The organism is Phenylobacterium sp. LjRoot219, assembly GCF_964252995.1.
Classification (GTDB): domain Bacteria; phylum Pseudomonadota; class Alphaproteobacteria; order Caulobacterales; family Caulobacteraceae; genus Phenylobacterium.
Genome location: NZ_CAXUQI020000001.1, coordinates 3,451,571 through 3,478,237, shown reverse-complemented (window position 1 = coordinate 3,478,237; position 26,667 = coordinate 3,451,571). Strand labels below are relative to the sequence as shown.

At 70.3% G+C, this 26,667-nt stretch carries 25 protein-coding genes and 1 tRNA gene; 20 read left to right on the top strand and 6 right to left on the bottom strand.

All coding sequences use genetic code 11. From position 1 onward, the window contains the following. Nucleotides 1-27: 27 nt before the first annotated feature. Nucleotides 28-1,179 carry a sulfotransferase family protein gene (locus ACSQ14_RS17010; RefSeq protein WP_436014895.1) on the bottom strand — a complete coding sequence of 384 codons (1,152 nt, stop codon included), beginning with the start codon at nt 1,177-1,179 and terminating at the stop codon, nt 28-30. 169 nt (nt 1,180-1,348) lie between these two features. Beyond that, nucleotides 1,349-3,673: a TonB-dependent receptor gene (locus ACSQ14_RS17005; protein ID WP_436014893.1), complete on the bottom strand. Its 2,325-nt coding sequence runs from the start codon at nt 3,671-3,673 to the stop codon at nt 1,349-1,351. A 527-nt stretch (nt 3,674-4,200) separates the two neighbouring features. On the opposite strand from ACSQ14_RS17005, the gene ACSQ14_RS17000 reads away from it, so the two are divergent. The 3 genes from ACSQ14_RS17000 to ACSQ14_RS16990 all read left to right on the top strand — a co-directional run bounded on the left by ACSQ14_RS17000 (nt 4,201) and on the right by ACSQ14_RS16990 (nt 7,741). Then, the gene (locus ACSQ14_RS17000; RefSeq protein WP_436014891.1) at nt 4,201-5,733 is read left to right on the top strand and encodes an ABC-F family ATP-binding cassette domain-containing protein; all 1,533 of its coding nucleotides are present in this window, start codon (nt 4,201-4,203) and stop codon (nt 5,731-5,733) included. A 76-nt stretch (nt 5,734-5,809) separates the two neighbouring features. Beyond that, nucleotides 5,810-6,460, top strand: a complete 651-nt coding sequence (locus tag ACSQ14_RS16995) for a type II toxin-antitoxin system HicB family antitoxin (protein WP_436014889.1) — start codon at nt 5,810-5,812, stop codon at nt 6,458-6,460. Between the two features lie 6 nt (nt 6,461-6,466). Next, on the top strand, nt 6,467-7,741 hold the full coding sequence (locus ACSQ14_RS16990; protein ID WP_436014887.1) for a DUF445 domain-containing protein: 1,275 nt from the start codon (nt 6,467-6,469) through the stop codon (nt 7,739-7,741). Nucleotides 7,742-7,850: 109 nt separating this feature from the next. On the opposite strand, the gene ACSQ14_RS16985 is transcribed toward ACSQ14_RS16990, so the two are convergent. From ACSQ14_RS16985 to ACSQ14_RS16975, 3 genes are all read right to left on the bottom strand, one after another. Beyond that, nucleotides 7,851-9,047, bottom strand: a complete 1,197-nt coding sequence (locus ACSQ14_RS16985) for a cation:proton antiporter domain-containing protein (protein WP_436014885.1) — start codon at nt 9,045-9,047, stop codon at nt 7,851-7,853. Nucleotides 9,048-9,177: 130 nt separating this feature from the next. Continuing rightward, nucleotides 9,178-9,438 carry a hypothetical protein gene (locus ACSQ14_RS16980; RefSeq protein WP_436014883.1) on the bottom strand — a complete coding sequence of 87 codons (261 nt, stop codon included), beginning with the start codon at nt 9,436-9,438 and terminating at the stop codon, nt 9,178-9,180. 171 nt (nt 9,439-9,609) lie between these two features. Continuing rightward, entirely contained in the window at nt 9,610-11,499 is a 1,890-nt protein-coding gene (locus ACSQ14_RS16975; RefSeq protein ID WP_436014881.1) for a glycoside hydrolase family 15 protein, read from the bottom strand. Between the two features lie 159 nt (nt 11,500-11,658). Here ACSQ14_RS16975 and pyk point away from each other — a divergent pair, with 159 nt between their 5' ends. Genes pyk through ACSQ14_RS16935 form a run of 8 tightly spaced genes read left to right on the top strand, consistent with a single transcriptional unit; the run spans nt 11,659 to nt 19,202 of the window. Continuing rightward, nucleotides 11,659-13,071 carry a pyruvate kinase gene (gene pyk, locus ACSQ14_RS16970; RefSeq protein WP_436014879.1) on the top strand — a complete coding sequence of 471 codons (1,413 nt, stop codon included), beginning with the start codon at nt 11,659-11,661 and terminating at the stop codon, nt 13,069-13,071. 9 nt (nt 13,072-13,080) lie between these two features. Beyond that, on the top strand, nt 13,081-14,370 hold the full coding sequence (locus ACSQ14_RS16965; RefSeq protein ID WP_436014877.1) for an SDR family oxidoreductase: 1,290 nt from the start codon (nt 13,081-13,083) through the stop codon (nt 14,368-14,370). Continuing rightward, the gene (locus tag ACSQ14_RS16960; protein ID WP_436014875.1) at nt 14,367-14,837 is read left to right on the top strand and encodes a DUF2269 family protein; all 471 of its coding nucleotides are present in this window, start codon (nt 14,367-14,369) and stop codon (nt 14,835-14,837) included. Before ACSQ14_RS16965 ends, ACSQ14_RS16960 begins: the two co-directional genes overlap by 4 nt. A 7-nt stretch (nt 14,838-14,844) precedes the next feature. After that, nucleotides 14,845-15,519, top strand: coding sequence for a 6-phosphogluconolactonase (gene pgl / locus ACSQ14_RS16955; RefSeq protein ID WP_436014873.1), 675 nt, complete (start codon nt 14,845-14,847; stop codon nt 15,517-15,519). After that, a complete protein-coding gene (gene edd / locus ACSQ14_RS16950) occupies nt 15,520-17,331 on the top strand; it encodes a phosphogluconate dehydratase (RefSeq protein WP_436014871.1) in 1,812 nt (603 codons plus the stop codon). 1 nt (nt 17,332) lies between these two features. Beyond that, nucleotides 17,333-18,298 (top strand): glucokinase, encoded by a 966-nt coding sequence (glk, locus tag ACSQ14_RS16945; protein ID WP_436014869.1) that lies wholly within the window; start codon nt 17,333-17,335, stop codon nt 18,296-18,298. After that, nucleotides 18,295-18,933 (top strand): bifunctional 4-hydroxy-2-oxoglutarate aldolase/2-dehydro-3-deoxy-phosphogluconate aldolase, encoded by a 639-nt coding sequence (gene eda / locus ACSQ14_RS16940; protein WP_436014867.1) that lies wholly within the window; start codon nt 18,295-18,297, stop codon nt 18,931-18,933. The genes glk and eda overlap by 4 nt, the downstream gene beginning before the upstream one ends. Before the next feature lie 2 nt (nt 18,934-18,935). Continuing rightward, nucleotides 18,936-19,202: a hypothetical protein gene (locus ACSQ14_RS16935; RefSeq protein ID WP_436014865.1), complete on the top strand. Its 267-nt coding sequence runs from the start codon at nt 18,936-18,938 to the stop codon at nt 19,200-19,202. Nucleotides 19,203-19,420: 218 nt separating this feature from the next. Here the strand turns inward: ACSQ14_RS16935 and ACSQ14_RS16930 are convergent, their stop codons facing one another. Further along, nucleotides 19,421-20,194, bottom strand: coding sequence for an enoyl-CoA hydratase/isomerase family protein (locus ACSQ14_RS16930; RefSeq protein ID WP_436014863.1), 774 nt, complete (start codon nt 20,192-20,194; stop codon nt 19,421-19,423). 139 nt (nt 20,195-20,333) lie between these two features. Here ACSQ14_RS16930 and ACSQ14_RS16925 point away from each other — a divergent pair, with 139 nt between their 5' ends. The 9 genes from ACSQ14_RS16925 (at nt 20,334) to ACSQ14_RS16885 (ending at nt 26,509) form a co-directional block, all read left to right on the top strand. Further along, complete coding sequence (locus tag ACSQ14_RS16925; protein ID WP_436014861.1) at nt 20,334-20,756, top strand: PaaI family thioesterase; 423 nt, start codon at nt 20,334-20,336, stop codon at nt 20,754-20,756. An 86-nt stretch (nt 20,757-20,842) separates the two neighbouring features. Next, nucleotides 20,843-20,932: transfer RNA gene (locus ACSQ14_RS16920), tRNA-Ser, on the top strand. Nucleotides 20,933-21,232: 300 nt separating this feature from the next. Continuing rightward, a complete protein-coding gene (locus ACSQ14_RS16915) occupies nt 21,233-21,940 on the top strand; it encodes a metallophosphoesterase family protein (RefSeq protein WP_436014859.1) in 708 nt (235 codons plus the stop codon). Next, the gene (locus ACSQ14_RS16910) at nt 21,927-23,096 is read left to right on the top strand and encodes an ATP-grasp domain-containing protein (RefSeq protein ID WP_436014857.1); all 1,170 of its coding nucleotides are present in this window, start codon (nt 21,927-21,929) and stop codon (nt 23,094-23,096) included. The genes ACSQ14_RS16915 and ACSQ14_RS16910 overlap by 14 nt, the downstream gene beginning before the upstream one ends. A gap of 124 nt (nt 23,097-23,220) precedes the next feature. Then, nucleotides 23,221-23,502, top strand: a complete 282-nt coding sequence (locus ACSQ14_RS16905; protein WP_436014855.1) for a hypothetical protein — start codon at nt 23,221-23,223, stop codon at nt 23,500-23,502. 192 nt (nt 23,503-23,694) lie between these two features. Continuing rightward, nucleotides 23,695-24,441, top strand: coding sequence for an SDR family NAD(P)-dependent oxidoreductase (locus ACSQ14_RS16900; protein WP_436014853.1), 747 nt, complete (start codon nt 23,695-23,697; stop codon nt 24,439-24,441). A gap of 318 nt (nt 24,442-24,759) precedes the next feature. Next, nucleotides 24,760-25,062 (top strand): hypothetical protein, encoded by a 303-nt coding sequence (locus ACSQ14_RS16895; RefSeq protein ID WP_436014851.1) that lies wholly within the window; start codon nt 24,760-24,762, stop codon nt 25,060-25,062. Nucleotides 25,063-25,244: 182 nt separating this feature from the next. After that, a complete protein-coding gene (locus ACSQ14_RS16890) occupies nt 25,245-26,057 on the top strand; it encodes an SDR family NAD(P)-dependent oxidoreductase (RefSeq protein WP_436014849.1) in 813 nt (270 codons plus the stop codon). Between the two features lie 80 nt (nt 26,058-26,137). Next, a complete protein-coding gene (locus ACSQ14_RS16885; protein WP_436014848.1) occupies nt 26,138-26,509 on the top strand; it encodes a VOC family protein in 372 nt (123 codons plus the stop codon). Nucleotides 26,510-26,667: the final 158 nt, after the last annotated feature.

Sequence of the window (26,667 nt, the reverse complement as noted above, 5' to 3'; positions counted from 1 at the left end):
AGCGTCTCCGTGTGTTCGGTCAGGGCGTCAGGCGGCGACGGCGACGCCGAAGCGGTCCGAGTAGAAGCGGAACCGTTCGCGCAGGGCGGCGAGGTCGATGCCGTAGGCGGCCGGGTCGTAGGTGTGAGAGCCGTGCTTCTCGCGCGGCATGCTTTCGCGCCAGGCCTGCATCCGGGTCCGGGTCTCCGACGTCAGCTCCTCGCCGAGGAAGGCGTAAAGCTGCTCGAGCGCCGGGAACGGGTCCTTCTGGAACGGCGCGAAGTGGATGTCGAAGAAGCGGTGGTCGGCGCCGGCGTCGCGGAAGGCCATCACCCGCTGCAGGCCGAGCTCGGTCCAGGCGATGTTCTGCTGCGCCAGGTACGGCTTGTCGACCTCGTCGGAATAGGCCTTCGACAGCTCGTTGTAGACGTCGCACACCGAGGGGATGACGCTGCCGATGTCGCGGTGGGTCATCCAGTAGCGGGCGTCCGGGAACACCTCGTCCAGAGCGGTGATGAACATCGAGTGCGAGGGGTTCTTCAGCCGCCAGCGGGTCGGCGGCCGCCGCCACTGCAGCAGCTTCAGGATGCGCTTCACGTAGCGGTAGGTCGGGACCAGATCGGCCTGGTGGTTCAGCCAGTCGACGTAGGTCGGGATGTGGGCGAAGGCCTGGAACAGCTGCGACTTGAAGTCGTAGCCCATGAAGGTCTGGCACTCGGTCGGGCCGGTGGCGGTCGACGGCAGCATGATCCGCATCCGCGGGAACAGCTGGTCGCGCCGGGCCATGGCCGCCTCGGCCATGGCGATCCGCGGATCGGTCGCCTCGGTCGCCAGCTCCGGCGGCGGGCAGGGGGCCATGGCCTCCCAGTTGCGGATGAAGCGCACGTTCGGGTCTTCCGCCAGCAGGCAGCCGAGCGCCGTCGAACCGGTGCGCGGCAGGCCCAGCCCGATCAGCGGGGCGACAATCTCCTGCTCGTCGATCTCCGGGTGGCGGGCGTACCAGTCCTCGACCTGCAGCCGGAAGGACAGGAAGCTGACGATCTGGGCGTCGAAGGACGCCCGGCCGACCTCGTTGAACCGCGCCTCGCCGTCGGCCGAGGCGACCAGGATCTCCAGGCCTTCGCGGAAGGTGTCTTCGCCGAAGTCGTTCAGTTCGGTCGCGGACCGCGCACGGTCCATGAGCTCCGAAGCTCGGGTCACCAGATCTTCCTCCCACGCACTTACTTGCCGTCAGTTCGACAGAGAGCGGCGGGCGCGGCAACCGTGCTGATTTCGGCCAACCGGCCGGATTTGCGCAATGTGGACAAAAGAAAAGCGGCGGGAGGGGGATCGCCCCTCCCGCCGCCGATAGGCGGACGGCTTGCGCCGCTTAGAACTTGTAGCCGACCTTGACGCCGTAGACCTGCGGCTCGGCCGGCGTGCTGTAGTCGCCGGCGCTGACGCTGCCGCTGTAGACCATGCGGTAGGTCTTATCGAACAGGTTGTTGCAGAAGGCGGTGACCCAGTAGTGCTCGGTCGGGTCGGTCCAGGTGGCCTGGATGCTGACCAGCGAGTAAGCCCCCTGGCGGAAGCGCTGAGCGCCGGCCACGCCGGGGTTGGCCGGCAGGAACAGCGGTCCGTACAGCGACGCGTTGTTCACCACGTAGCTGTCCGTGTAGTTGTAGTTGCCGGCCAGATCCAGCGAGCCGCCGAACACGTCTTCGATCGTGTAGTCCACGCCGATGTTGCCGGAGAAGTTCGGCGCGCGGGCCATCTGCTTGTCCGACCAGTCCTGGATCTGCGGGCTGACGTTCAGGTTGGTGGCCGGGTTCACGCCGGTGCCGCTGGCGCCCGGGAAGTTGCCGTAGCGGGCGTGCAGATACGCCGCGCCGATCCGGACGTTCAGGTTCTCGATCGGCGTGAAGACCGCCTGCCCGTCGAGGCCGTAGATCTCGGCCTTCGGCGCATTGGCGAACAGGGTGGTGATGCTGCACTGGCTCGGATTGGTGCAGAACGGGTTCGGCACGGTCAGCGAGACGTTCAGGTTCTTGTAGTCGTAGTAGAAGGCCGCCATGTCGAAGCGCACCTTCGAGCGGGCCATCTTGAAGCCAACTTCGTAGGCGGTGATCGTCTCCGGCTCCGTCGGCGTGATCAGCCGCGGATCGGTCGCGCCGGAGGCGTTGAAGGCGCCGCTGCGGAAGCCCTTCGAATAGGAAGCGTAGACGTTGGTCCGCTCGTCGATCGAGTAGCGCAGGACCGCGCGCGGCGTGAACTTGCGCGAGATGTCCTGGAAGCGGGTGTCGACGGTGAAGGGCGGGATCGGCCCGACCTGCGGGTTCGGCGGCGCCACGATGATATTGCCGGCCAGGTTGATCGGCAGGAAGACGAACTTCTTGTCGTCGTAGCTGTAGCGTCCGCCGAGGGTCAGGCTCCACTTTTCGTTGAAGTTGTAGGTGCCGTCGACGTAGAAGGCCAAGGCCTCGGTGTGCTGCGAGAAGAAGTTGTTGGTGCTCGCGGCCGGCGCCGGCGGGATCAGGACGGTAACGCCGGGGTTAGACTTGATGTTGTCGTGGAAGTACATTCCGCCAACGACCAGATCGAGGTTCTCGATCCCGGTGTAGTTGAAGTCGATCGCCTGCTGGAAGGTGTCCTGCGGCAGCGAGATCCAGCTGATCACGTTGTTCGCGAAGGTGCCGTCGGGGTCGAAGGCGCTCTTGTTCTTGCGGTGCGCGAAGCCGGTGTAGGAGGTCAGCGTCCCGATATCGCTGTTCCAGCGAACCGTCAGGGTGCCTTCCTGGGTGATGACCAGGTTGCGGTTGACGCCGTTGAAGGCGGCGGTGCCGAAGCCCGGCGCCCGCACGGCGAGCGGAATGGTCGGCGGCACGTGTTCGAAGCCCGAGAACAGGATGCCCCGGGTGTCGTTCATCGTGTTGTAGTTCAGGCCGAGCGTCGCCTGCAGGTCGTCGGTGATGTCGCCTTGCAGCTTGAAGCGCACCGAGCGCTGGTCGATCGGCGCGGCGTCGCCCTTGGTCTGGCCCGGGTTCGCCGGATCGGCCTTCTTGATGTAGCCGTCGCTGTCGCGGGTGTAGCCGGCCAGCGAGAACCGCATCTGCTCGCTGATCGGGCCGGAGACGTAGCCGCTCAGCCGCCGGTCGTTAAACCGAGCGTAGGTGCCTTCGATCTTGCCGGTCCAGACCGACGACGGCTCAAGCGTGGTGATCAGGATCGCGCCGCCGGTGGCGTTCCGGCCGTACAGCGTGCCTTGCGGGCCCTTCAGCACCTGGACCCCGGAGAGGTTCGCCAGGTCCATGTTGATGTCGTTGGAGTTCGGATTGTAGAAGCCGTCGATATAGATCGCGACGTTGTTCTCGACGTTGGTGCCGTTGGTCAGCGTCGTGACCCCGCGGATCGACGGCTGAGTGAAGGCGCCTGCGAGGTTGATCTGCGCACCCGGCGTGACGCGGCTCAGCTCGTGGATGCTGGTGACGCCGGACTTGGCGATGTCCTGCGGCGTGATCGCGGTGATCGACATCGGCACGTCTTCCAGGCGCTCGTTGCGGCGCTGGGCGGTGACGACGACTTCCTGAATGACGTTCTGGCCGGGCGCAGGGGCCGGCCGGGCGGCTTGCTGCGCCTGGGCGCCAAAGGCGGTCGCAGTGGCGGCCAGCACCGTGCCGCACAGCAGTGCGGACTTCACGCTCTTGCGTGAATTCATTTCCGTTTACTCCCCGTATCGCCGAGCCACCGCAATTCTACGTTGCGAGAATCTCGACCCCTGTTCTCTGAGCGACCGATGTAACCTGATATTTCGAAGACCGGCAACGCTTGTATTGCGTTTGTTTCAACGGTGTGCTCCGGCGGAAACAACTATTGCCAATAGAGGCAAGCGCGGTCTGAGGCGGCGACTGATCTTCTTGTCCACCGCGGCAGTCCTGGCCCCTGACGCCATGGCGCGCCGCCCGCCCTTGCTGCGGACCGCGGGTCACGACGTCTGGCCGAGCGCGAGCCGTTGCTGCGTTACGGCGTCAATCCTGGCGAGTGTTCGAGATCGCCGCCGCTTAGGCGCCCTTGCGGCCGACGGCCCGGCTGCCTAGTTAAGGCGCGCAACAGCCAGGACCGTCAGACCCATGTGATCCCGCCCCGACCGCAAAGCCGTCTCGCTCTGCCATCGGGGAAGTTGTGTCCATGCCTGCCGCCATCACTGTTACGAATCTTGCCTGGTCCACGCCGGACGGAAGGCCCTTGTTCTCCAATCTCGACCTGAGCTTCGGGCCTGAGCGCGCCGGGCTGGTCGGCCGCAACGGGGTCGGCAAGACCACCCTGCTCAAGCTCGTCGCCGGAACGCTGCAGCCGCAGGCTGGCGGCGTCGCGGTCCAGGGCCGGCTGGCGGTGCTGCGCCAGACGGTGCAGGTCGATCCCGACCAGACCGTCGCCGACCTGTTCGGCGTCGTCGAGCCGCTGGCCGTGCTGGCCCGCGCCGAGGCCGGCCAGGCGACCGAGGACGACCTCGCCGCCGCCGACTGGACGCTGGAGGCGCGCATGGCCGAGGCGCTGGCGCGGCTGGGCCTCGACGCCGAGCCGGCCACGCGGCTCGCCGCCCTGTCCGGCGGCCAGCGCACCCGCGCGGGCCTCGCCGCCCTGGTGTTCGCCGAGCCCGACTTCCTGATCCTCGACGAGCCGACCAACAACCTCGACGCCGACGGCCGCGCGGCGGTGACCGAGCTGCTCGCCGATTGGCGCGCCGGGGCCCTGGTGGTCAGCCACGACCGCGCGTTGCTGGAGACGATGGACGCCATCTTCGAGCTGACGTCGCGCGGCGCCGCCCGTTACGGCGGCGGGTGGAGCGGCTATCGCGAGCGCAAGGCGATCGAGCTGGCCGCGGTCCAGGGCGACCTAGCCCACGCCGAAAGGCGGCTCGACGAACTGGCCCGGACCGCCCAGGCGCAGGCCGAACGCAAAGCGCGCCGGGACGGCGCGGGCCGGCGCAAGGCGGCCAAGGGCGACGCGCCGAAAATTGTGCTGGGGATGATGAAGGAGCGCGCCGAGAACTCCGGCGCCGAGCAGAGCCGGCTCGCCGATCGCCGGCGCGAGCAGGCGCTGGCCAGCGCGTCCGCCGCCCGGGAGCGGATCGAGGTGCTGCAGCCGATGACCGTCGCCCTGGCGCCGACCGGGCTGGCGGCCGGCAAGGAGGTGCTGAAGCTGGAGCGGGTGACCGCCGGCTATGCGCCGGGCCGGCCGATCCTCGAAGACCTGTCGTTCAGCCTGGTCGGCCCCGAACGGGTGGCGGTGGTCGGGCCGAACGGGGCGGGCAAGACCACCTTGCTGGCCCTGGTCGCCGGAACGCTGCAGCCGTGGTCCGGTCAGGTGCGGCCGCTGACCGCCTTCGCCCTGCTCGATCAGCGGGTCAGCCTGCTCGATCCGGCCGGCTCGATCCGCGACAATTTCCTCAGGCTCGATCCCGGGGCCGGGGAGAACGCCTGCCGCGCGGCGCTGGCGCGCTTCATGTTCCGCGCCGACGCGGCCTTGCAACAGGTCGCCAGCCTCAGCGGCGGCCAGCTGCTGCGCGCCGGGCTGGCCTGCGTGCTGGGGGCGGCCGCGCCGCCGCCGCTGCTGATCCTCGACGAGCCGACCAACCACCTCGACCTCGACTCCATCGAGGCGGTCGAAGCGGGCCTGCGGGCCTACGACGGGGCGCTGCTGGTGGTCAGCCACGACGAGGCCTTCCTGGAGGCGATCGGCGTGACCCGGCGGCTGGCGCTGCCGGGGGGCGTCTGAGGAGATCGCTCAAGGCAGCGCTTGTTTTTGCGCAAAACTACACACTTATGAGGCTGGAATTACGAAAGGGCGCCTCATGCACTCCATCGTCTACGTCGCGCTGGTCCGCGGCGACAAAGTTGCCGGCTACCACGCGCGTTTCCCCGACCTGCCCAAGTGCGCGGTGTCGGCGGCCGACCCGGCCGAACTGCTCGCCAATGCTCGCGCGGCGCTGCGCGCTGAGCTGCAGGCCGCCGCCGACGCCGGCGACGAATGGCCCGCGGCCACGCCGATCGAACTGGCCCAGGCGCAGCCGCCGGAGTTCCCGATGCTCGTCGACGTCGAGGTCGAGGACACGCCGGTCCGGGTGAACATCTCGCTCGGCGAACAGCTGCTCAGGCGGCTGGACGCCGCCGCCACCGCCAGCGGGGCGACCCGATCGGGCTACATCGCCCAGGCGGTGCGGGCGCAGCTGGGCGAGCGCAGCGGCGGCGCGGCCGATTTCGAAGGCGTCGCGCGCCGGCTGCAGGACGAGCTCAGCTCTGTCGGTCGGAAGCTCACCGAGAACCTTGGGCCGGATTCCGCGTTCAGCCGCAGCTTGGCCGAATGGGATGATCGTGTGAGCGAGACCATCCGCAAGGCGGCGGATAATGTCTCGGCGGCGATGGCCCGGCGTCGTGAGGCGGAAGCGCGCGACGTGACGCCGGCGGCCAAGGAGCCGGCCAAGGAGCCGACTGCGGAGGTCTGACGACGCATGAGCGGATCCGCCGGCCTGTCGGCCGACGCGCTGCGCGCCCGGGATCTGGCCCGGATGCGGATGATCGCCACGGGGCTTCTCGCCCTGATGGCGGTCGTCTTCGTCCTCGCCAGCCTGGCGCGCGCCCACTGGCCGCAGCACGCCCTGGCGCTCGGCTATGTGCGCGCGTTCGCCGAGGCCGGCATGGTCGGCGCCTGCGCCGACTGGTTCGCGGTGACCGCGCTGTTCCGCCATCCGTTCGGGTTGCCGATCCCGCACACCGGCATCATCCCGCGCAACAAGGACCGGATCGGCCAGGCGCTTGGCGGCTTCATCGCCGACAACTTCCTCACCGAGGCGGTGCTGGAGGACAAGCTCAAGCAGCTCGAGCTCGCCGGCTGGGGCGGCGACTGGCTCAGCAATCCGCGCAACGCGCGGCGGCTGGCCACCCGCGTCGCCCATCTGGCGCCGGAGATCCTGCGCTCGGCGCCGCCGGGCGCGGTCGGCGAACTGGCCGGCTCCGCGGCCATGGCGGCGGCCCGCGCCACGCCCGCCGCCCCGCTCGCCGCCGGGATCCTCAGCGGCCTGTGGAGCGAGGGCCGGGCGCAGGTGCTGTTCGACCGGGCCGTGGAGTTGCTCGGCGGTTACATGGCGAGCCACCCGGATGCGATCCGCGACCGGGTCGTCGAACAGGCGCCGAAGTGGCTGCCGAAATGGGTCGACCGGATGCTCGCCGACCGGATCAGCGAGGGGCTGGTCAAGACCGTCGAGGAGATGCGCGACCCGGCGCATCCCTGGCGGGAGGAGCTGCGCGACGCGGTCATGCGGCTGATCGTGCGGCTGCGGGAGGATCCGGAGCTGCAGGCGCAGGTGGAGGCGTTCAAGCTGCGGCTGCTCGCCGATCCGCGGCTGCAGTCCCAGGCCGGCGAGCTGTGGGCCGGGATGGAGGCGCGCCTCGGCGCTGAACTCGCCGCCGATCGGCATGGCCTGGCCGAGCAACTGCAGCGCGCGATCCTTGGCGTCGGCGCCTGGCTGTCCAACGACGCGGCCGCCCAGACGCGGCTCAACACCCTGGGGCGCAGCCTGGCCACCGGGGTGATCGCGCCACGCCGTCAGGAGATCGGCCGCTTCGTCGCGCAGGTCGTGGCCGGCTGGGACGCCAAGAACGTCGTCGACAAACTGGAGCTGCAGGTCGGCAAGGACCTGCAGTACATCCGCATCAACGGCACCCTGGTCGGCGGCCTGGTCGGCCTGATCATCTTCGCGACGTCGCGCGCGCTGGGCCTCGACTGATCCCACTCGCCGCTCGTGCCGGCGAAGGCCGGCATCCAGATTCAGCCTGAGCGCTTGGTGGGTTTCACCTGGGCCCCGGCCTTCGCCGGGGTGAGCGGTTGGTGGGTGACTAGGCGGGGGTCGGCGTCGGGGTCGGCGGCGCCAGCTTCTCCGCCAGCTTGAAGACGAAGGGGTTGAGCACGATCGACAGCAGGGCGGCGGCCAGGATCAGGTCGTGGGTCGCCCGGCTCATCACCTCCAGCTTCACCCCGACGCCGGCCAGGATGAAGGAAAACTCGCCGATCTGCGCCAGGCTGGCGGCGATCAGCAGGCTGGAGCGCTTCTGCAGCCGGAACACTGTGGTGATGGCCAGCGCCGCCAACGCCTTGCCGAGGATGATGATCGCCAGCACCGCGGCCACCGCCAGCGGCGCGTCGACCAGCACCCGCGGGTCGAACAGCATGCCGACCGAGACGAAGAACAGGACGGCGAAGGCGTCGCGCAACGGCAGCGAGCGTTCGGCGGCGTTGTGCCCGAGCGGCGTGCCATTGAGCACCACCCCGGCGATGAAGGCGCCCAGGGCGAACGAGGCGCCGAACACCGCATAGGCCAGGTAGGCGATGCCCAGGGCGATCGCCAGCACGCCCAGGGTGAACAGCTCGCGCGAGCGGGTGTGGGCGATGCGCACCAGGAGCCACGGCAGGGCGCGGGCGCCGACCACCAGCATGATGGTGATGAACAGCGTCACCGACAGCAGGGTGCCGCCGATCTTGATCGCCGCCTGCAGCGGCTCGAGCTTGGCCCCGGCGCCGGCCAGGAGCGGGATCAGCACCAGGGCGACGACCATCACCAGGTCTTCGACCACCAGCCAGCCGACGGCGATGCGGCCGGTCTCGGTCTTCACCGCCTTGCGCTCCTCGAGCGCGCGCAGCAGCACCACGGTCGAGGCCACCGACAGCGAGAAGCCCATCAGCGCGGCTTCCGCATGGCTCTGGCCCATCAGCAGGCCGACGCCCCAGCCCAGCAGGGTCGCCGCGGTGATCTGCACCAGGGCGCCGGGGACGGCGATCTTGCGCACCTTCAGCAGGTCGCTGACCGAGAAGTGCAGCCCCACCCCGAACATCAACAGGATGACCCCGACCTCGGCGAGCTGGCTGGCGAGGCTGGCGTCGGCGACGTAGCCGGGGGTGAACGGCCCCACCACCACGCCGGCCAACAGGTAGCCGACCAGCGGCGACAGCTTGAAGCGCAGCGCCAGCATGCCGAAGATGAAGGCCAGGACGAAGCCGGCCGCCAGAGTCACGATCAGGGTGTCTTCGTGCGGCATCCGGTCTCCTACGCTGACGCTTGATCAACGGTGGCGGTCCAGCCGCTGCGGTTCAAGGCGCACGGCCGGGAAAAACGCGCCGCGCGGCGCGTTTTCCGCCATCGGCGTCAGGCCGCGCGCGCTCGGGCGCTCAGCCGGTGCTGTCGCCGGCGGCGACCGGGGTCGGGTCGCCGAAGCGATGCGGGTCGTCGCCCAGGGCCAGGCGCACCTTGGTCACCTCCGGTGCGGTCTCCAGCGCCTCGACCAGCTGATAGAAGGCCTCCTTCTCGTCGAGGTCGTCCTTCTTCGACAGGTGGTCGGCGATTAGCTCTTCCAGCCGGTTGATCAGCGCGTCGGCCGCCGCCAGCGCCGCGCGCAGCGCCTCGGGCGAATCGTGGGGATGCTCGGTCATGCGCAAGGGGACGCGGCGACCGGCGAGAGGGTTCCCGCGCATATCCCCATCGTCATCCCGGAGGCCCGCGAGGGCCGATCCGGGACCCAGGGGCCGCCTTCACTGCAGGACCCCCTGGGTCCCGGCTCTCCGCTTCGCTGCGGCCGGGATGACGAAGAAGGGACGAAGGATTCACCGCACGCTCGACCATGGCTTCGACAGCAGGGTGGCGCAGTTGATCAGCCCGACCAGGGAGTAGGTCTGCGGATAGTTGCCCCACAGCTCGTCGCCGGTGAACGAAATGTCCTCCGACAGCAGGCCGGCGGCGGTGCGCCGTTCGAGCATCTCCTCGAACAGGGCGCGCGCCTCCTCGGTCCGGCCGGAGAGGTGCAGCGCCTCGATCAGCCAGAAGGTGCAGAAGTTGAAGGCGGTCTCCGGCATGCCGAAGTCGTCCGGGATCGCATAGCGCAGCATGAAGGTGCCGCGCCGCAGCCCCTCCTCGACGGCGCGCATGGTGGCCAGCATGCGCGGGTTGTCCGGCTCGCAGAACCGCACGTCGACCAGTTGCAGCAGCGAGGCGTCCAGCTCGTCGCCTTCGAACGTCGCCGCATAGCGGCCGAGCTTCTCGTTCCAGGCGCGCGACTCGATCGTCGCGCGCACCTTGGCCGCGCGATCGGACCAGTAGGCGGCACGCTCCGTCAGGCCGAGCTTGACCGCGGCGTTGGCCAGCCGGTCGCAGGCCGCCCAGCACATCACCGAAGAATAGGTGTGCACCGCCTCGCGGCCGCGGAACTCCCACAGGCTGGCGTCGGGCTTGTCGTGCATTTCGTAGGCCCGCTCGCCGATCGGCTCCAGCGCCCGGAAGTCGTCGGTGGTCGCCGGGCGCAGCAGCCGCTGGTCGAAGAAGGCTTGCACCGTCGACAGCACGATCTGGCCGTAGACGTCGTGCTGGTGGTGCTCGTGCGCCTGGTTGCCGACTCGCACCGGCCCCATGCCGCGATAGCCGGGCAGGTGCGGCGCGATCCATTCGGTCAGCACCGGCTCCAGGCCGACGCCGTAGACCGGCTGCACGTGGCCGGCGGTCAAGGGTATGGACGGCGCCGAGGGCGGCGAGGTCTCGATCGTACCGGCCGGCTGTTCCGGCTGCGGCTGGGTGCAGCCGTGGCAGGCCTGGTCCACCAGGTTGCGCAGGTAGACCAGGTAGTTCTCCAGCATGTCCGCCGCGCCCAGGCGGTTCAGCGCCTGGACCACGTAGTAGGCGTCGCGGAGCCAGCAGTAGCGGTAGTCCCAGTTGCGCGCCTGGCCATCCGCGGCCGGGTGCTCGGGGATCGAGGTGGTCAGCGCCGCGACGATCGCCCCGGTCTCCTCGTAGGCGCACAGCTTCAGGGTGATGGCCGCGCGGATCACCGCCTCCTGCCATTCCAGCGGCACCGACAGCGTGCGCACCCAGGTGCGCCAGGTCTCTAGCGTCTGCGACAGGAACCGCTCGCAGGTGTGGGCGACGTCGCCGTCGAAGCTCTCGTCGGGGCCGAGGAACATCCAGATCGGCTTTTCCAGCCGGAAGGTGCGCTCGGCGTGGATGTGGCTGACCGGTGCGTTGGTGGTCAGCCGCAGCGTCGTCTCGCGGGTGACGTAGCGGATGTGGTTGGACCCGACCGTCCGGCCGCAGGGGTGTGCGCCGTAGTCGTCGGTCGGCCGCAGGCGGATGGTGACGCGCGGCGTGCCGGCCAGCGCCCGCACCTGACGGATGAAGGCCAGCGGCCGGTAGAGGCGGCCGTGGTGGCGGAACCGCGGGGAGAAATCGATGATCTCCACCGACGCGCCGCTGCGGGTGGTGACCACGGTGCGCAGCACCGGGGTGTTGCGCATGTAGGTCTGGTCGGTGCGCACGGCGTCCTCGACGACGACGTCCCACAGGCCCTGGGCGTCGGCGTTGGCCGGGTCGCCGCCGGCGAGCAGGGCGGAGAAGAAGGGATCGCCGTCGAGCCGCGGCACGCAGGCCCAGACGAACCGGCCTTGCCGGTCGATCAGGGCGCTGGCGGTGCAGTTGCCGATGGGGAAGAGGTCGAGCGTCTGCTGCACGGATGACCTTTCGCCGGTTTGAAACATGATGCAGCGTCCCCCACGTTTCCGCTGACGCGCCGTTAAACGTTCATTGGCTATGCTTGGCTCCGAGGCTGTGCGATCGCTTGCGCTCGCCAGCACCATCGCCGCCAACTCTAGAAACGGACGAACGCCCGGATGATCCGCGCCCGCCGCGCCCGCATTGTGGCAACCATCGGTCCCGCCAGCCGGGCGCCAGAGCAGGTTCGCGAACTGGCCGCCGCCGGGGCCGACGTATTCCGCGTGAATTTCAGCCACGGCGCGCATGAGGATCACGCCCACAGCATCAAGGCGGTGCGCGAGGCCGAGGCCGCGCTGGGTCGGCCGCTCGCCGTGCTCGCCGACCTGCAGGGACCGAAGCTCCGCCTCGGGAAGTTCAAGGACGGCGTCGCCGAGCTGCACGCCGGCCAGGCGTTCCGCATCGACCTCGGCCGCGAGCCCGGCGACGCGACCCGCGTCGGCGTGCCCCACCCGGAGGTGTTCGCCGCCCTGCGCGACGGCTCGCTGATCCTGCTCGACGACGGCAAGGTCCGCCTGCGGGTCACCGGGCACGGTCCGGACTTCGCCGACACCGTGGTCGAGGCCGGCGAGAAGCTCTCCAACCACAAGGGGCTGAACCTTCCCGGCAACGCCATCCCGATCCCGGCGCTGACCGACAAGGACCGCAAGGACCTGGCCTTTGCGCTGAACCAGGGCGTCGACTGGGTGGCGCTGTCGTTCGTCCAGCGCGCCGCCGACATGGCCGAGCTGCGCCAGCTGGTGCAAGGTCGCGCCGGGGTGCTGGCCAAGATCGAGAAGCCCGCGGCGCTCGAGGTGCTCGACGAGATCCTCGACCTCTCCGAGGCGGTGATGGTGGCCCGCGGCGACCTCGGCGTGGAGCTCGCGCCGGAAGAGGTGCCGGTGGTGCAGAAGGAGCTGATCCGCGCGGCGCGCAACCGCGGGATCCCGATCATCGTCGCCACCCAGATGCTGGAATCGATGATCACCTCGCCGGCGCCGACCCGCGCCGAGGCCTCCGACGTCGCCGGCGCGGTCTATGAAGGCGCCGACGCCCTGATGCTCTCGGCCGAGACCGCGGCCGGCCAGTATCCGTTCGAGGCGGTGTCGATCATGGACCGCATCATCTCCCGGGTGGAGCGGGACCCGCGCTGGCCCGAACTGATGGCCGCCGAGCACGGGGTCGAGGACGCCGACGCCCTGGTCGCCGCCGCCACCCAGGCCGCCGACATCGCCCACACCGCCTGCGTCGCCGCCTTCACCGCCACCGGCCAGACGGCGCTGCGGTTGTCGCGCGAGCGGCCGCTGACGCCGACCCTGGCGCTGACCCCGAACCTGGCCACCGCGCGCCGCCTGGCGCTCGCCTGGGGCGTCGAGCCGCGCGTCGTGCCGGACATCCGCGATCCCGAGGACATGCCCAAGCTGGCCGGCGAAATGGCTCTGAAGATCGGCCTGGCGCAGCCCGGCGACCGGGTGATGGTGCTGGCCGGGGTGCCGATGGGCTCGCCCGGCGCCGCCAACCTCCTACGCCTGACCCACGCCCCGCGGCGGTAGCCTCGCGCGATGCGCGTCCTGATCGTCGGCGCCTATGGCCTTGTCGGTGGCTACGTCACCGCTCGGCTGAGCGGCGAGGGGCACGAGGTGATCGCGGTCGGGCGCGACGTCTCGGCGGCGAAGCGTCGGTTTCCACTGGCGCAGTGGGCGAGGGTCGACCTCGGTCGGACTTCGGCGGCGGAATGGCGGCAGCTGCTCGACGGCGTCTCCGCCGTTGTGAACTGCGCCGGCGCCTTGCAGGACAGTCCCAGGGACAATCTTCAGGCGGTCCACGTCGACGGGCTTGCGACGCTTGTGGCGGCTTGCTCGGCCGCCGGCGTGCGGCGGTTCGTGCAGATCTCTGCGGCCGGCGTCGAGCGCGGCCAAGGCCGTTTCGGCCAGACCAAGACGCAGGCGGACGAGGCGCTGCGCGCCAGCGACCTCGAATGGGTCATCCTGCGGCCTGGGCTGGTGCTTGCGCCCGCGGCCTATGGCGGCAGCGCCCTGCTGCGCGGCCTGGCGGCTTTCCCGGGCGCGATCCCGGCCCTGCATGCCGACGCGCGCGTGCAGACGGTCGCCGTTGATGACGTGGCGGAAGCCGTCTCGCGTGCGCTGCAAATTCCTGCCGAGGGGCGCGCCATCGTCGATCTCGTGGCGGCTGAAGAGACGACCCTGGCCGACGTGCTGCACGGCCTGCGCGGCTGGCTGGGGTTGCCTGCGCGGCCGGTCGTGCGACTGCCCGGCTGGCTCGGCATTACTGCCGCCAAGGCGGCGGACGTCCTGGCGCTCTTCGGCTGGCGCAGCCCGCTCCGTTCGGCCGCGCTTGGGCAACTGGCCGCCGGCGTGATTGGTCGCGCCGACGACGCGGAGCGCATCCTGCAGTTTCGACCGCGCTCGTTGGCGCAGACTCTGGCCGCAGCGCCCTCCGGCGTGCAGGAGCGCTGGTTCGCGCGGCTCTATTTCCTGAAACCCCTGGCGCTCGCCGGCCTGGCGGCGTTCTGGGCGATCTCGGGGCTGGTCGGGCTTGCGGAGCAGCCTCAGGCGGCGGCGCTCCTGACATCCGCCGGCTTCTCCCCCTGGGTGGCGCAGATCTTCGTTCTCGCGGGCAGTCTCGTCGACCTTAGCCTCGCCGCCCTGATCCTGTTTCGCCGCACCGCGCCCCTGGCGCTACGCGCCATGATCGCCGTCACCTTGGCCTATTTGGGCGCGGCGACGATCTGGCTGCCGGGCCTCTGGGCCGATCCGCTGGGGCCGCTGGTGAAGAGCGTTCCCGCCGCCATCCTCGCGCTCGCCGCGCTCGCCATGATGGACGAACGATGAGCCTGTTCCTGGCGCTGAAGGCGCTGCACATCGTCGGCGCCGCCGTGCTGCTGGGCACGGGAGCGGGCATCGCCTTCTTCATGCTGATGGCGCACCGCACGCAAGATCCGCGGGTGATCGCCCACACCTCCGGGGTGGTGGTGATCGCCGACACCCTGTTCACGGCGACGGCGGTCGCGGTCCAGCCGGTCACCGGCGGCGCGCTCGCCCACATGGCGGGCTATCCGCTCTTCAGCGGCTGGGTCGCGGCCGCGCTCGCGCTCTATGTGATGGTTGGGGCGTTCTGGCTGCCGGTGGTGTGGATGCAGCTCAGGTTCCGCGATCTCGCCCGGGAAGCGGCGACGACGGGCGCGCCGTTGGGCGCGGCCTATCATCGATTATTCCGACTTTGGTTCGCCTTCGGCTTTCCTGCGTTCGGAGGCGTGATCGCGATCATCTGGCTGATGGTCGCCAAGCCGGCGTTTTGAGGCCCAGATGATCGAGACCTTTTCTCCGACCGCGGCCGCCGCGGACGCCGCCGCCTTCGGGATCGGCCGGCAGCTGGCCGAGGCGCTCAAGACCCACGGCCGCGCCGGATTGGTGGCCACCGGCGGACGCTCGCCGGGCCCGGTGTTCGACCGGCTGCGCCAGCAGCCGGGGATCGACTGGAGCCGGGTGGTGGTGACCCTCTCCGACGAGCGCTGCGTGGGCCCCGACGATGCGGCCTCGAACGCCCGGGCGGTGCGCGAGCGGCTGCTGGTCGGCGAAGCGGCCAAGGCGCACTTCCTGCCGTTGTGGCCGCCGCCGGATCCGGCCGCGCTGCGGGCGATCATGCCGTTCGACGCGGTCATGCTGGGCATGGGCGAGGACGGCCACATCGCCTCGCTGATTCCCGGCGATCCTGGCCTCGCCGCGGCGATGGACCCGGCGAGCGCGCAACTGACCGTTTCCGTGCCGGAAGGGCTCGGCAGCCCGCCGCTGGCGCGCATCAGCCTGACCTTCGCGGCGCTGTTGCAGGCGCGCGCCATCTTCCTGTTGATCGCCGGCGACACGAAGCGTGAGGTGGTCGCGCGCGCCGAGGCCGGCGCCGACCTGCCGGTGCGGGCGTTAATCACGCAATCGCGCGCACACGTCAGGGTTCTGTGGTCTCCGGCTCACGAGGGTAACTGAATGCATCCGGTCACGGCCGAAGTCACCGAGCGTATCGTCGAGCGCAGCCGCGCGACGCGCAGCGAGTATCTGGCGCGCATGCAGGCCGCCCGGCACTCCGGGCCCGGACGGGCGAAGCTGTCCTGCGCCAACTGGGCCCACGCCTTCGCCGCCGAGGACGATGCGGCCAAGATGCGGATGCGCGACCCGACCGCGCCCAACGTCGCCATCGTCTCGGCCTATAACGACATGCTCTCGGCCCACCAGCCGCTGGAGCGGTTCCCGCCTATCATCCGCCGCGCCGCGCGCGAAGCCGGCGCCACCGCCCAGTACGCCGGCGGCGTGCCGGCGATGTGCGACGGCGTCACCCAGGGCCGCCCCGGCATGGAGCTGTCGCTGTTCAGCCGCGACGTGATCGCGATGTCGACCGCGGTGGCGCTGACCCACGACGCCTTCGACGCGGCCCTGATGCTCGGCATCTGCGACAAGATCGTGCCCGGGCTGTTCATCGGCGCGGCCGCCTTCGGCCACCTGCCGACGATCTTCGTGCCCGGCGGGCCGATGAGCTCGGGCATCTCCAACGCCGAGAAGGCCCGCACCCGCGCCCTCTACGCCGAGGGCAAGGCGACCCGCGAGCAGCTGCTGGACTCGGAGATGAAGTCCTACCACGGGCCGGGCACCTGCACCTTCTACGGCACCGCCAACTCCAACCAGATGATGATGGAGATGGTCGGCCTTCATCTCCCCGGCTCCGCATTTGTGTCGCCGAACACGCCGCTGCGCGACGCCCTGGTGGCGCAGGCCCCGAAGCGGGCGATCGCCATCCGCGACGGCGGCAACGACTACATCCCGTTCTCGGCGGTGGTGGACGCCAAGAGCATCGTCAACGCCCTGGCCGGCCTGCTGGCCACCGGCGGCTCGACCAACCACACCCTGCACCTGATCGCCATGGCCCGGGCCGCCGGCGTGCTGCTGACCTGGGAGGACTTCGACGACCTCAGCCGGATCACGCCGCTGATCGCGCGGGTCTATCCGAACGGCTCGGAGGACGTGAACGCCTTCCATGCGGCCGGCGGCATGGCCTACGTCGTGCGCCAGCTGCTCGACGCCGGCCTCGCCCACAACGACGTCGTCACCGTCGCCGGCCGCGGCCTGCGCCGCTTTCAGCAGGAGCCGTTCCTCGACGGCGGCGAGCTGGTCTGGCGCGACGGCGCGGCCGCCTCGCTCGACCGCGACATCCTGCGGCCGGTCGACGACCCGTTCCAGGCCGAGGGCGGCATCCGCCTGCTCACCGGCGCGCTCGGCCGGGCGGTGATCAAGACCTCGGCGGTCAAGCCGCAGCACCTGACCGTCGAGGCCCCGGCGCTGGTGTTCGACGACCAGGACGAGCTGCTGGCGGCGCACGCCCGCGGCGAGCTCAACCGCGACTTCATCGCCGTGGTCCGCTTCCAGGGGCCGCAGGCCAACGGCATGCCCGAGCTGCACTCGCTGACCCCGACGCTCGGCGTGCTGCTCGACAAGGGCTTCAAGGTGGCGCTGGTCACCGACGGGCGGATGAGCGGCGCCAGCGGCAAGGTGCCGGCGGCGATCCACGTGACGCCGGAGGCCGCCTGCGGCGGGCCGCTGGCCTACGTCCGCAACGGCGACATCATCCGGCTCGACGCCGAGGCCGGTCGGCTGGAGATCCAGGTCGATCCGCGCGAACTCGCCCAGCGCGCGCCGGCGGTGGCCAAGCCGTCCGGTTTCGGCTACGGCCGCGAGCTCTTCGGCTGGATGCGTCGGGTGGCGAGCCCGGCGGACGCCGGCGCCTGCACACTTTTCGAGGCCGCCTGATTTGAAACCGCACTTCGAAGGTCTGGTCGGCGACGTCGGCGGCACCAACGCCCGCTTCGCCCTGGTCGACAGCCAAGGCCACATCCGCCACCCGCGCAGCTTCCCGGCGCGCGACTACGCCAGCCTGGCGGACGTGATGGGGGAATACCTCGAGCAGACCGCCGGCAAGCGGCGGCCGGCGCGGGCGGTGATCGCCGTCGCCGGGCCGGTGGTCGACGGCGAGATCGAGTTCACCAACCTCGAGTGGCAGATCTCCGAGGGCGACCTGCTGGCGCACTTCGAGTTCGAGGCGGTGAAGCTGATCAACGACTTCGCCGCCCAGGCGCTGGCCTGTTCGCAGCTGGAGCCCGACGACCTGCGGCCGCTGGGGCCCGAGCTGCGCGGCGCCCACGGGCCGATGGTGGTGCTGGGCGCCGGCACCGGCTTCGGCGTCGCCGGCCTGGCCCGCGGCGAGCGCGGCGACATCGCGATCCCGACCGAGGGCGGCCACGCCGGCTTCGCTCCCTCGGACGAGGTGGAGACCGAGGTCTGGCGCCGGCTCAAGGCGCTTTACGGCCGGGTGTCGATCGAGCGGCTGCTCTCCGGGCCGGGCCTGTTCGACCTCTACCGGGCGCTGGCCGACATCGACGGCGTCAACGCCGATATCCCCGACGACAAGGCGGTCATCGAGGCCTGCCACGCCGGCGAGCCGCGCGCCGTCGCCACGGTCGACCGGTTCTGCGCCATCCTCGGCTCGGTGGCCGGCGACCTGGCGCTGAGTTTCGGCGCCCGTGGCGGGATCTTTGTCTCCGGCGGCCTGGCCCCGCGCTTCGCCGACCGGCTGGCGGCCAGCCAGTTCCGCGCCCGGTTCGAGGACAAGGGCCGCCTCAGCGACTACGTCGCCCAGATCCCCACCTCGCTCGTGCTGCACCCCTATCCGGCGATCGTCGGCGCGTCGCGCGAGCTCGCGCTAATGGAGCGGCTATGAACCTCGACGCCATCCTGACCCGTAGTCCGGTCGTCCCGGTCCTCGTCATCGACGAGGTCGCCCACGCCGTGCCGCTCGGCCGGGCGCTGGTGGCCGGCGGCCTGTCGGTGCTCGAGATCACCATGCGCACCCCGGTGGCGCTGGAGTGCATCCAGCGCATGGCCGCAGAGATCGAGGGCGCGGTGGTCGGCGTCGGCACGGTGCTGAACCGGGCGATGATCGACCAGGCCGCCAAGGCCGGCGCGGCCTTCGCCGTCAGCCCGGGCCTGATCCCCGACCAGCCAGCCGGCGGGCCGTGTCCGCTGCTGCCGGGGATCGCCACCGCCACCGAGCTGATGGCCGGGCTGGCGCTCGGCTACGAGCGCTTCAAGCTGTTCCCGGCGAACATCGCCGGCGGGGTCGAGGCGCTGAAGGCCTTCGCCAGTCCGTTCGCCCAGGCCAAGTTCTGTCCGACCGGCGGGGTCAACGCCAAGAACGCCGCCGACTATCTGGCGCTGCCGAACGTGGTCTGCGTCGGCGGCAGCTGGGTCGCGCCGGCCGACGCCGTGCGCGCCGGCGACTGGGAGCGGATCACCCGGCTGGCCCGCGACGCTGCGGCGCTGGCCCAGCCGGCGGCCGGGCCCACGGAGGGCTGAGGATGGAGCCTTCGCAGCCGGCCAATGAGCAGCTGCGCTGGACGGTCACCGCCCAGGCGACCCCGGCCGCGCCAGGCACCGCCACGGTCAGCATCATCGCCCGCAACCCGATGACCCCGGAGCTGGCCTTCGACATGATCGTCGACTGGCACGCCGGGGCCGAGGCCCCCGACGTCGAGGGCCGCGCGCTGGTGATCCTGTCGCTGCTGGTGCGCGAACTGGCCGCCGAGTGCGAACGCGTCGCCGGCGAGCGCTTCGACGAGGGCTGAGCCCGATCTCCGGTCATCCCCGCGCAGGCGGGGACCCAGGTTTTTTTCGAACCACGAAAGACACGAAAACACGAAAGCGCCGGGCCGGCGAAGCCGAGCCCCTTTGATCGACCGGCCCACGGCCGGTCTGTCTGTTCCGGCGGCTCCGGTTGAATGGCCGCTCTCAGCGCCGGCTTCGTGTCTTTCGTGCCTTTCGTGGTTTCCAAAGCTTCCGCGCCTCAGCGGCCGGTGAACTTGCCCGGGCGGCGCTCGGCGACGCTGCGCACGCCTTCGGCGAAGTCCTCGGTCTCGCGCAGGATCGCCTGCTGGGCGTGCTCGTGGCGCATGGCGGCCTGGATCGCCTCGACCAGGCCGGCGCGCAGCGTCTTGCGGGTGGCCGCCACGGCCAGCGGCCCTGCCTCGGCGATCTCCCCGGCCAGTTTCAGCGCCGCGCTCCGCAGCTTGTGGTCGGGGACGATCTCGTCGGCCAGGCCCCAGGCCAGCGCCTCGTCCGGCTTGATGCGCCGGCCGGTCAGCATCATCAGGCCGGCGCGCTGCGGCCCGATCAGCCGGGGCAGGGTGTGGGTCAGGCCGAAGCCCGGGTGGAAGCCGATCTTGACGAAGTTGGCGGAGAACCGCGCTTCCGGCGCGACCACCCGGAAGTCGGCGGTCAGCGCCAGGCCGAGGCCGGCGCCCACCGCCGCGCCCTGGATCGCCGCGATGATCGGCGTCTCGACCGCGAAGATGCGGATCGCCTGGCTGTAGAGGCTGAGGATCGAATCCATGCCGGAGACGCCCTCCGGATTGTCGAGCTCGGCGCCGGCGCAGAACACCTTGCCCTCGGCCTGCAGCACCACGGCGCGGCAATCGCCTTCGCCGTCCAGCCGCTCCAGGGCGTCGGCGATGTCGCGCACCAGGTCGACCGAGATGAAGTTCAGCGGCGGCCGGGCGAAGGTCAGCACCGCCACATGGCCGTGCTTCTCGACGGTCAGCTGTTCGACGGCTTTGCTCATCGGCGGGTCCTTGAAGGGTGAGCCTCACTTAAAGCGCCGCCCCGGCCGCGCGGCAAGCCGCCGCAGCGGCGGCTTGCCGGCGCCGGCCCGCCGCGCCACATCAGCCGGCGACGGCGAGGCCTTCGCCCAGGAGACACGCATGAGCCCCGAGGACCGCGCCCGCCAGTTCACCGCGCTGCAAGGCCCCACCCTGCCGGGCGAGCTCAGTCTCGTCTGGGAGGCGGTCGAGGCCGGCCGTGCCGAGGGCCGGCTGGTGGTCGAGCCGCGGCATATGGCCCCCAACCGCTTCCTGCACGCCGCCTCGGTGATCGCCCTGGTCGACACCGCCTGCGGCTACGGCTGCATGGCCAGCCTGCCGGACGGCGCGCGCGGCTTCACCACCATCGAGCTGAAGTCCAACTTCCTGGCCAGCGCCCAGGCCGGCGAGACGGTCGGCTGCGTCGCGCGGCTGGTCCACGGCGGCCGCCAGACCCAGGTCTGGGACGCCGAAGCGGTCAACCGCGACAGCGGGAAAACCCTCGCACTGTACCGCTGCACGCAGATGATCCTTTATCCGCGCTGAGACCGCTTGCGCAGGCCGAGCCGTATGAGTAGGTTCCGCGCCTCGCTCAGCGGGCCCCTGGCGACAGGCGGCCCCGCACCCGGCTCGGAGAGGTGGCTGAGTGGTCGAAAGCACCGCACTCGAAATGCGGCGTACTCGCAAGGGTACCGTGGGTTCGAATCCCACCCTCTCCGCCATACACTGACCGACTTCCCCAGGATCTGACGGCGCCGGCCCCGCCGGGCCCAGCGCCCGCCTGATCGGAGGCGGATCCAGGCGTTCCCGGGCGCCCCAGCCTGTGGCGCACGGCTCCGCGGAAAGCTGCACCATTTCACGGGACCGTGTTCTGGCCAACATAGCGGCCGGGACGGGCCAAGGCGGCGGTTGCCCGCGCCAAATGTTGTGGGGCTTCGACGCCTTCAGCGGCATCATTGCTGCGTTGCACATCCTCGCTGCGACAGAAGCTCGATCGGCACGGGCGGGGGGAGGCTCCGACCATGATCATTGGCCTTCTGTCCGACGCGCACGGCAACCTCGAGGCGTTCGAGAAGGCCCGCCGGGTCCTCGACGATTTTGGCGCCGCGGAGGTCTATTTCCTGGGCGACGCGGTGGGGTATCTGCCGGGGGCCGACGTCGCGACCTTGATCGTCGACCTGGGGCTGCCGTCGGTCCTCGGCAACCACGAGGCGATGCTGCTCGACCCCGCCTGCGGCCGCAGCGACCGCGACCCGGTGTATCGCCTGGCCGAGACCGCCGCCGCCATGCCCGCGCGCGTGCGACGCGCGCTGCAGGGCTGGCCGGATCGACGCGACCTGCGGCGCGGCTGCGGTCGCGTGGTGTTGGTGCACGGCAGCCCGGCCGAGCGCGTGTGGGGCTACGTCTATCCCGACACCGACCTCACCGGCTTCGCCGGCGACCCGTCGCTGGACGGCGCCTTCGTCTTCATGGGCAACACTCACCGGCCGTTCGTGAAGACGGTCGGCGCCACCACCTTCGTCAATGTCGGCAGCTGCGGCTTGCCGCGCGACGTCGGCCATCTGGGGGCGTGCTGCCTGCTCGACGACCAGACGGGCGAGGTGCGAATCATCCGGTTCGACATCCGCGCCGAGACGGCGGCCGCCCTCGAGCGGTGCGGGCCGGTGCACGCTCGCGTCCTCGAATCGCTGGGCCGCCGGGAGAAGGGGGTGATCGGTGAACTGGTCTAATACGGCCCTGACGGCCGCCAATCACGAGCCGGTTTCGGTGCTGGTCACCGCGATCGGCGGCGCCGGCTATGGGGAGCAGATCCTCAAGGCGCTGCGGCTGGCGGGCGGCTACCGCATCGTCGGTGCGGACTCCAGCCGCGACTGCGCGAACTTCGCCCGGGTGGACCACGCGGTGACTTTGCCCAAGGCGTCCGATCCCAACTACGTCGACGCGCTGCTCGACGTTGCGTACGCCTTCGGCGTGGACGCCGTGTTCAGCGGTTGCGAGCCCGAGCTTAAGGTCGTCAGCGACCAGCGCGAACGGCTGGAGCGCGCCGGCTTCCTGGCGCCGCTGAATCCGAAGTCGGTGATCGACACCTGCATGGACAAGCGGGCCACGGCGCAGTTCCTCGACGCCGCCGGCTTCCCGCATCCGCGATCGGTCGAGCTGAGCTCGCTCGACGACCTCGACCGCGTCGACTGGTTCCCGGTGGTGGTGAAGCCCGCCGTCGGCGGCGGCGGATCGGTCGACTGCCACATCGCTCAGACGCCGCGCGAGCTGCGCTACCTGGCGGAGCTGCTGGATCTCGGCAACCGCTCGATGCTGGTGCAGGAGTACGTCGGGCGGCCGGAAGACGAGTACACCGTCGGCGTGCTGCACGATCTCGACGGGGACTTTCTCAATTCGATCGCCGTGCGCCGCGAGTTGGGCGGCGCGCTGAACGCGAAGCTGCGCGTCCCCAACCGGACCGGACGGGCCGACCTGGGGGAGGATCTGGTCATCAGTTCCGGCTTCAGCCACGGCTACATCGGGCCCTACCCCGAGGTGACTGGGCCGTGCGAGCGGCTGGCGGCGGCGCTCGGCGTCAAGGGCGCGGTCAACATCCAGTGCCGGCTGGTCGACGGCGTGGTGCAGGTGTTCGAGATCAACCCGCGCCTGTCGGGCACCACCTCGCTGCGGGCGATGGTCGGCTACAACGAGCCGGACGTGCTGCTCCGCCGCCATGTGCTCGGCGAGACCGTGTCGCCGCGGTTCGCCTACCGCTCTGCGCGCATCCACCGCTCGCTCGTCGAGAACTTCGTGCCGGAAGAGCCGGCGCTGAACTGGACCTGGGCCGAGCTCAAGTCGATGTTCGTGTTCCTCGCCTCCATGACCCCGGCTCAGTGCGTGCTGTGAGGCGACGGCCGAGGCTTGGACGAGCCGCGAGACCACCTGCGGCGGAACCAGGGCGTCGCCTCGCGCCTTGCCAAACCCAGGGCTTCGGCCGAAAGGGTTGGTCGAAGAGTACGAGGGATTTGTCGTGAGCAACGATCAGGCGTCGAGGGTCCAGGCGGCCGCGGACCGCGAGTTGGAGCTGGCGGAAGAAGTCGAAACCTCCGGCCACGCCCATGTCGACGGCGAGGCGCTGGAGAAGGCGCGTGCGGCGCTGCACGCCTGGGTCGACGGGGTGAAGGGCGTGGTGATCAATGCCGCGCTCGGCCGGGTGACCGTGATCCACGAAAACGGCCGCGCCTCGACCATCTCCTCGCCCGACCTGCCGTTCGCCATGAGCTCGCCGGTCAAGCCGCGCTCGGACGCCTAGGCTTTCACCCTTCGCGCCAAACCGCACCGCCCGGGCGTTGTTTGCGTCCGCCTTCGGCGATGCGCCTTTATGCGGCCCCGCATGCGGTACATTGGTCCACATGCGGAACGGCGCGCCTGCACTTGAACTTCTCGCGCGCCCGGCTAACCGGGAGGCGCAAGCGACAACAAGGACCTGGAAGGGAAGACCGGAATGACGAAAACGGCACTGGTGACCGGCGCGGCGGCCGGGATCGGCGCGGCCTGCGCGAAGCGGCTGGCGAGCGAGGGCGTCGCGGTCGGCGTGCTCGATCTCGACCTGGCGAGCGTCCAGAAGACGGTCGACGAGATCACCGCGGCGGGCGGCAAGGCGATCGCGCTGCAGGCCAACATCGCCGACCGCGCCCAGGTCGTCGCCGCGGTCGGCAAGCTGCGTGACGCCTTCGGTCCGGTGACCATCGTCGTCAACAACGCCGGCATCACCGGCTTCGTCCCGTTCAAGGAACTCACCGACGAGCAGTGGGACCGGATGCTGGAGATCAACCTGAAGGGGACCTTCATCGTCACCCAGGTGTGCCTAGCGGACATGGAGGCGGCCAAGTGGGGCCGCATCGTCAACATCTCCTCGTCCTCGGCCCAGACCGGCGCGATCACCATGGCGCACTATTCGGCCTCGAAGGGCGCGATGATCTCGATGACCCGCTCGCTGGCCCAGGAGCTCGGCCCGCTCGGCATCACCGTCAACAACATCCCGCCGGGCTCGGTGATGGGCACCATCATGTCCGAGGCCAACAAGCAGAAGTTCCAGATCCCGGAAGAAGTGCTGCTGCAGACCATCCCCGTGCGGCGCATGGGCGTGGCCGACGACATCGCCAACGCCTGCGCCTGGCTGTGCCGTGAAGAGACCGGCTACGTCACCGGCCAGACCATCGGCGTCAACGGCGGCCGAGTGGTCTCCTAAGCCACGCGGACCCGGGCGCCGCTGCGGCGCCCAGCCTGACGACATTCGGCGCGGGCGGCTCAGCCGTCCGCGCCGTTTTCGTTTCTGCTCAGCCGCGGACGGTCCTGCGGCGCGCTCAAGCCTGGCCGCAAATGCCGAAAGCCGCGCAATTGCGGGCCAAGCTGCGCCGGATGCCGCAGGCGTGAATCTTCCGGGTCGCCGGCCCATCGAACGATAGGGACGGGCGCGGGGAAGGCCCCGCATTTTGTTTTTCCCGCCAACGTCAAAACCCTGCGGAGCTTGATCGCGCCAGGCTCCATGCCAGCAGGAGATTGCATGATGCCCTTCGACGAACCGGATCGGACGGCCCGCAGTCGCCGCCAGGGCGTGCTGTATGAGGTCTATCGGATCCCGATGGGCGCCGAGCTCTATATCCCCGAGCCGTTGAGCTGGGCGCTGCGCGCGCTGCCCGGCCACGCCATGGTCAGCGGTCCCGCCACCATCTGCTCGCTGGCGAACGCCCGCGCGCGGCGGACCAAGCTGGCGGCGGTTCGCGCCCGGCGCGATGCGCTGGCCGAGGCGCGTCGCGTCAGCGCCGAGGTGCGCCGGCGGACCCGGCAGCCGCGCGCGCCAGAATCCTGACTCAGGATCCTGACCCAAGGACCTGAGCGGAAACCCTGATCAATCTGGCCTGATCGGCGCATTCTGGCCGCCGCAGCGCGCTCGGCGCGGCTTGCGTCCGGCGCGTCCGGCGCGGCACTCTTTTCTACAGGACTGTCGAGCGAACGCGCCGGCGGCCGCCAAAACACGGCAGGGAGAGCGCCATGGATTTCGGACTGGCCGGCAAGGTGGTGATCGTCACCGGCGCCACCGCCAACATCGGGCGCGCGATCGCCCTCGACTTCGCCGGCGAGGGCGCAAAGGTGGTCGCGGTCGGTCGCGACGAGGCGGCCGGGGCGCGGGTGGTCGAGCAGGCCCTGGCGCGCGGCGCGCAGGCGGCGGTGTTCGTCCGCGCCGACCTGCTGGACCGCGCGGCGCCGGCGCAGATCCTCGCCGCCGCCGAGGCGCTGGGACCGGTCGAAGTGCTGGTCAACAACGTCGGCGGCAACGTCGGCTCGGGCCTGTTCGTCGATTCCGACCCGGAGACCTGGGAAGGCGACATCGACATCAACTTCAAGACCACGCTGCGCATGACGCACGCGGTGCTGAAGGGCATGGTCGCGCGGGGCGGCGGCCGGATCATCAACATCGGCTCCACCGCGGGCCTGGTCGGCGACTACATGCTGCCGGTCTATTCGGCGGCGAAGAGCGCGGTGCACGGCTTCACCAAGGTGCTGGCCAAGGAGGTCGGCCGGCACAACATCACCGTCAACTGCGTCGCCCCCTACGGCACCGTCTCGGACGATCCGGCGGCGTTCAGCGCCGGCAGCCGGTTCAACCGCGAGACCGGCTTCATGATGACCACCTTCCGCAACGTCGATCCGGCCGAGGCGGCCAAGCGCGCCCGCACCGGCGTGCTGCCGCGGCCGATCGCCCGGCCGGAGGAAGTCTCCGCCCAGGTCGTCTACCTGGCCTCGGACCGCGCCGGCTTCGTCACCGGCCAGGTCTTCACGGTCGACGGCGGAACCCTGCTCTGAAATCATCCGGGCGGCGCGTTCCGCAAAAGTGGACGCCGGTTTTGCGATAGAATGCGCTCCAGCATGGGAAGGCCGGCGCCATGATCCGCCTGATCGACCACGTCAACATCGCCACCGACAAGCTCGAGGAGACCCGCGACTTCTTCGTTGAGGTGCTGGGTCTGGAGGAGGGGCCGCGACCGGATTTCGGCTTCGAGGGCCATTGGCTCTACGCCGCCGGCCGGCCGATCGTGCATCTGCAGAAGGCCCGCGGACCGGTGGTCCCCTCGCGCGAGAGCGTGCTCAACCACGCCGCCTTCGAGGTCGGCGACCTCGACGCGCTGGCCGCGCAGCTGGATGCGCACGGGGTGGCCTACCGGATGATCGAGATGCCCGGCGCGCCGGTCCGGCAGATCTTCCTGGAAGACCCCAACGGCGTGATGGTCGAACTGAACTCGCCGCGGCCGCTGTAGCTTTTCCCTGTCATCCCGGTTTCGCGCAGCGAAGACCGGGACCCAAGAACACGGCGCAGGAAATTAAGGTGCGGCCGCGCCGCGAATGAACATCCCTTTGGTGTTCTTGGATCCCGGACAGCCGCTGCGCGGCTTCTGGGATGACAGCGTTGGTGTCG

What these genes read in the sequence shown, in the direction of transcription:
- ACSQ14_RS16935 (WP_436014865.1), top strand. Translation starts at nt 18,936, where the DNA reads ATGGAGCCTTCGCAGCCGGCCAATGAGCAGCTGCGCTGGACGGTCACC.
- ACSQ14_RS16990 (WP_436014887.1), top strand. Translation starts at nt 6,467, where the DNA reads ATGAGCGGATCCGCCGGCCTGTCGGCCGACGCGCTGCGCGCCCGGGAT.
- ACSQ14_RS16965 (WP_436014877.1), top strand. Translation starts at nt 13,081, where the DNA reads ATGCGCGTCCTGATCGTCGGCGCCTATGGCCTTGTCGGTGGCTACGTC.
- ACSQ14_RS16895 (WP_436014851.1), top strand. Translation starts at nt 24,760, where the DNA reads ATGCCCTTCGACGAACCGGATCGGACGGCCCGCAGTCGCCGCCAGGGC.
- ACSQ14_RS16980 (WP_436014883.1), bottom strand. Translation starts at nt 9,438, where the DNA reads ATGACCGAGCATCCCCACGATTCGCCCGAGGCGCTGCGCGCGGCGCTG.
- ACSQ14_RS16900 (WP_436014853.1), top strand. Translation starts at nt 23,695, where the DNA reads ATGACGAAAACGGCACTGGTGACCGGCGCGGCGGCCGGGATCGGCGCG.
- eda (WP_436014867.1), top strand. Translation starts at nt 18,295, where the DNA reads ATGAACCTCGACGCCATCCTGACCCGTAGTCCGGTCGTCCCGGTCCTC.
- ACSQ14_RS17005 (WP_436014893.1), bottom strand. Translation starts at nt 3,673, where the DNA reads ATGAATTCACGCAAGAGCGTGAAGTCCGCACTGCTGTGCGGCACGGTG.
- pyk (WP_436014879.1), top strand. Translation starts at nt 11,659, where the DNA reads ATGATCCGCGCCCGCCGCGCCCGCATTGTGGCAACCATCGGTCCCGCC.
- ACSQ14_RS16995 (WP_436014889.1), top strand. Translation starts at nt 5,810, where the DNA reads ATGCACTCCATCGTCTACGTCGCGCTGGTCCGCGGCGACAAAGTTGCC.
- ACSQ14_RS16985 (WP_436014885.1), bottom strand. Translation starts at nt 9,047, where the DNA reads ATGCCGCACGAAGACACCCTGATCGTGACTCTGGCGGCCGGCTTCGTC.
- ACSQ14_RS16925 (WP_436014861.1), top strand. Translation starts at nt 20,334, where the DNA reads ATGAGCCCCGAGGACCGCGCCCGCCAGTTCACCGCGCTGCAAGGCCCC.
- ACSQ14_RS16960 (WP_436014875.1), top strand. Translation starts at nt 14,367, where the DNA reads ATGAGCCTGTTCCTGGCGCTGAAGGCGCTGCACATCGTCGGCGCCGCC.
- ACSQ14_RS16890 (WP_436014849.1), top strand. Translation starts at nt 25,245, where the DNA reads ATGGATTTCGGACTGGCCGGCAAGGTGGTGATCGTCACCGGCGCCACC.
- ACSQ14_RS16930 (WP_436014863.1), bottom strand. Translation starts at nt 20,194, where the DNA reads ATGAGCAAAGCCGTCGAACAGCTGACCGTCGAGAAGCACGGCCATGTG.
- edd (WP_436014871.1), top strand. Translation starts at nt 15,520, where the DNA reads ATGCATCCGGTCACGGCCGAAGTCACCGAGCGTATCGTCGAGCGCAGC.
- ACSQ14_RS16885 (WP_436014848.1), top strand. Translation starts at nt 26,138, where the DNA reads ATGATCCGCCTGATCGACCACGTCAACATCGCCACCGACAAGCTCGAG.
- ACSQ14_RS16915 (WP_436014859.1), top strand. Translation starts at nt 21,233, where the DNA reads ATGATCATTGGCCTTCTGTCCGACGCGCACGGCAACCTCGAGGCGTTC.
- pgl (WP_436014873.1), top strand. Translation starts at nt 14,845, where the DNA reads ATGATCGAGACCTTTTCTCCGACCGCGGCCGCCGCGGACGCCGCCGCC.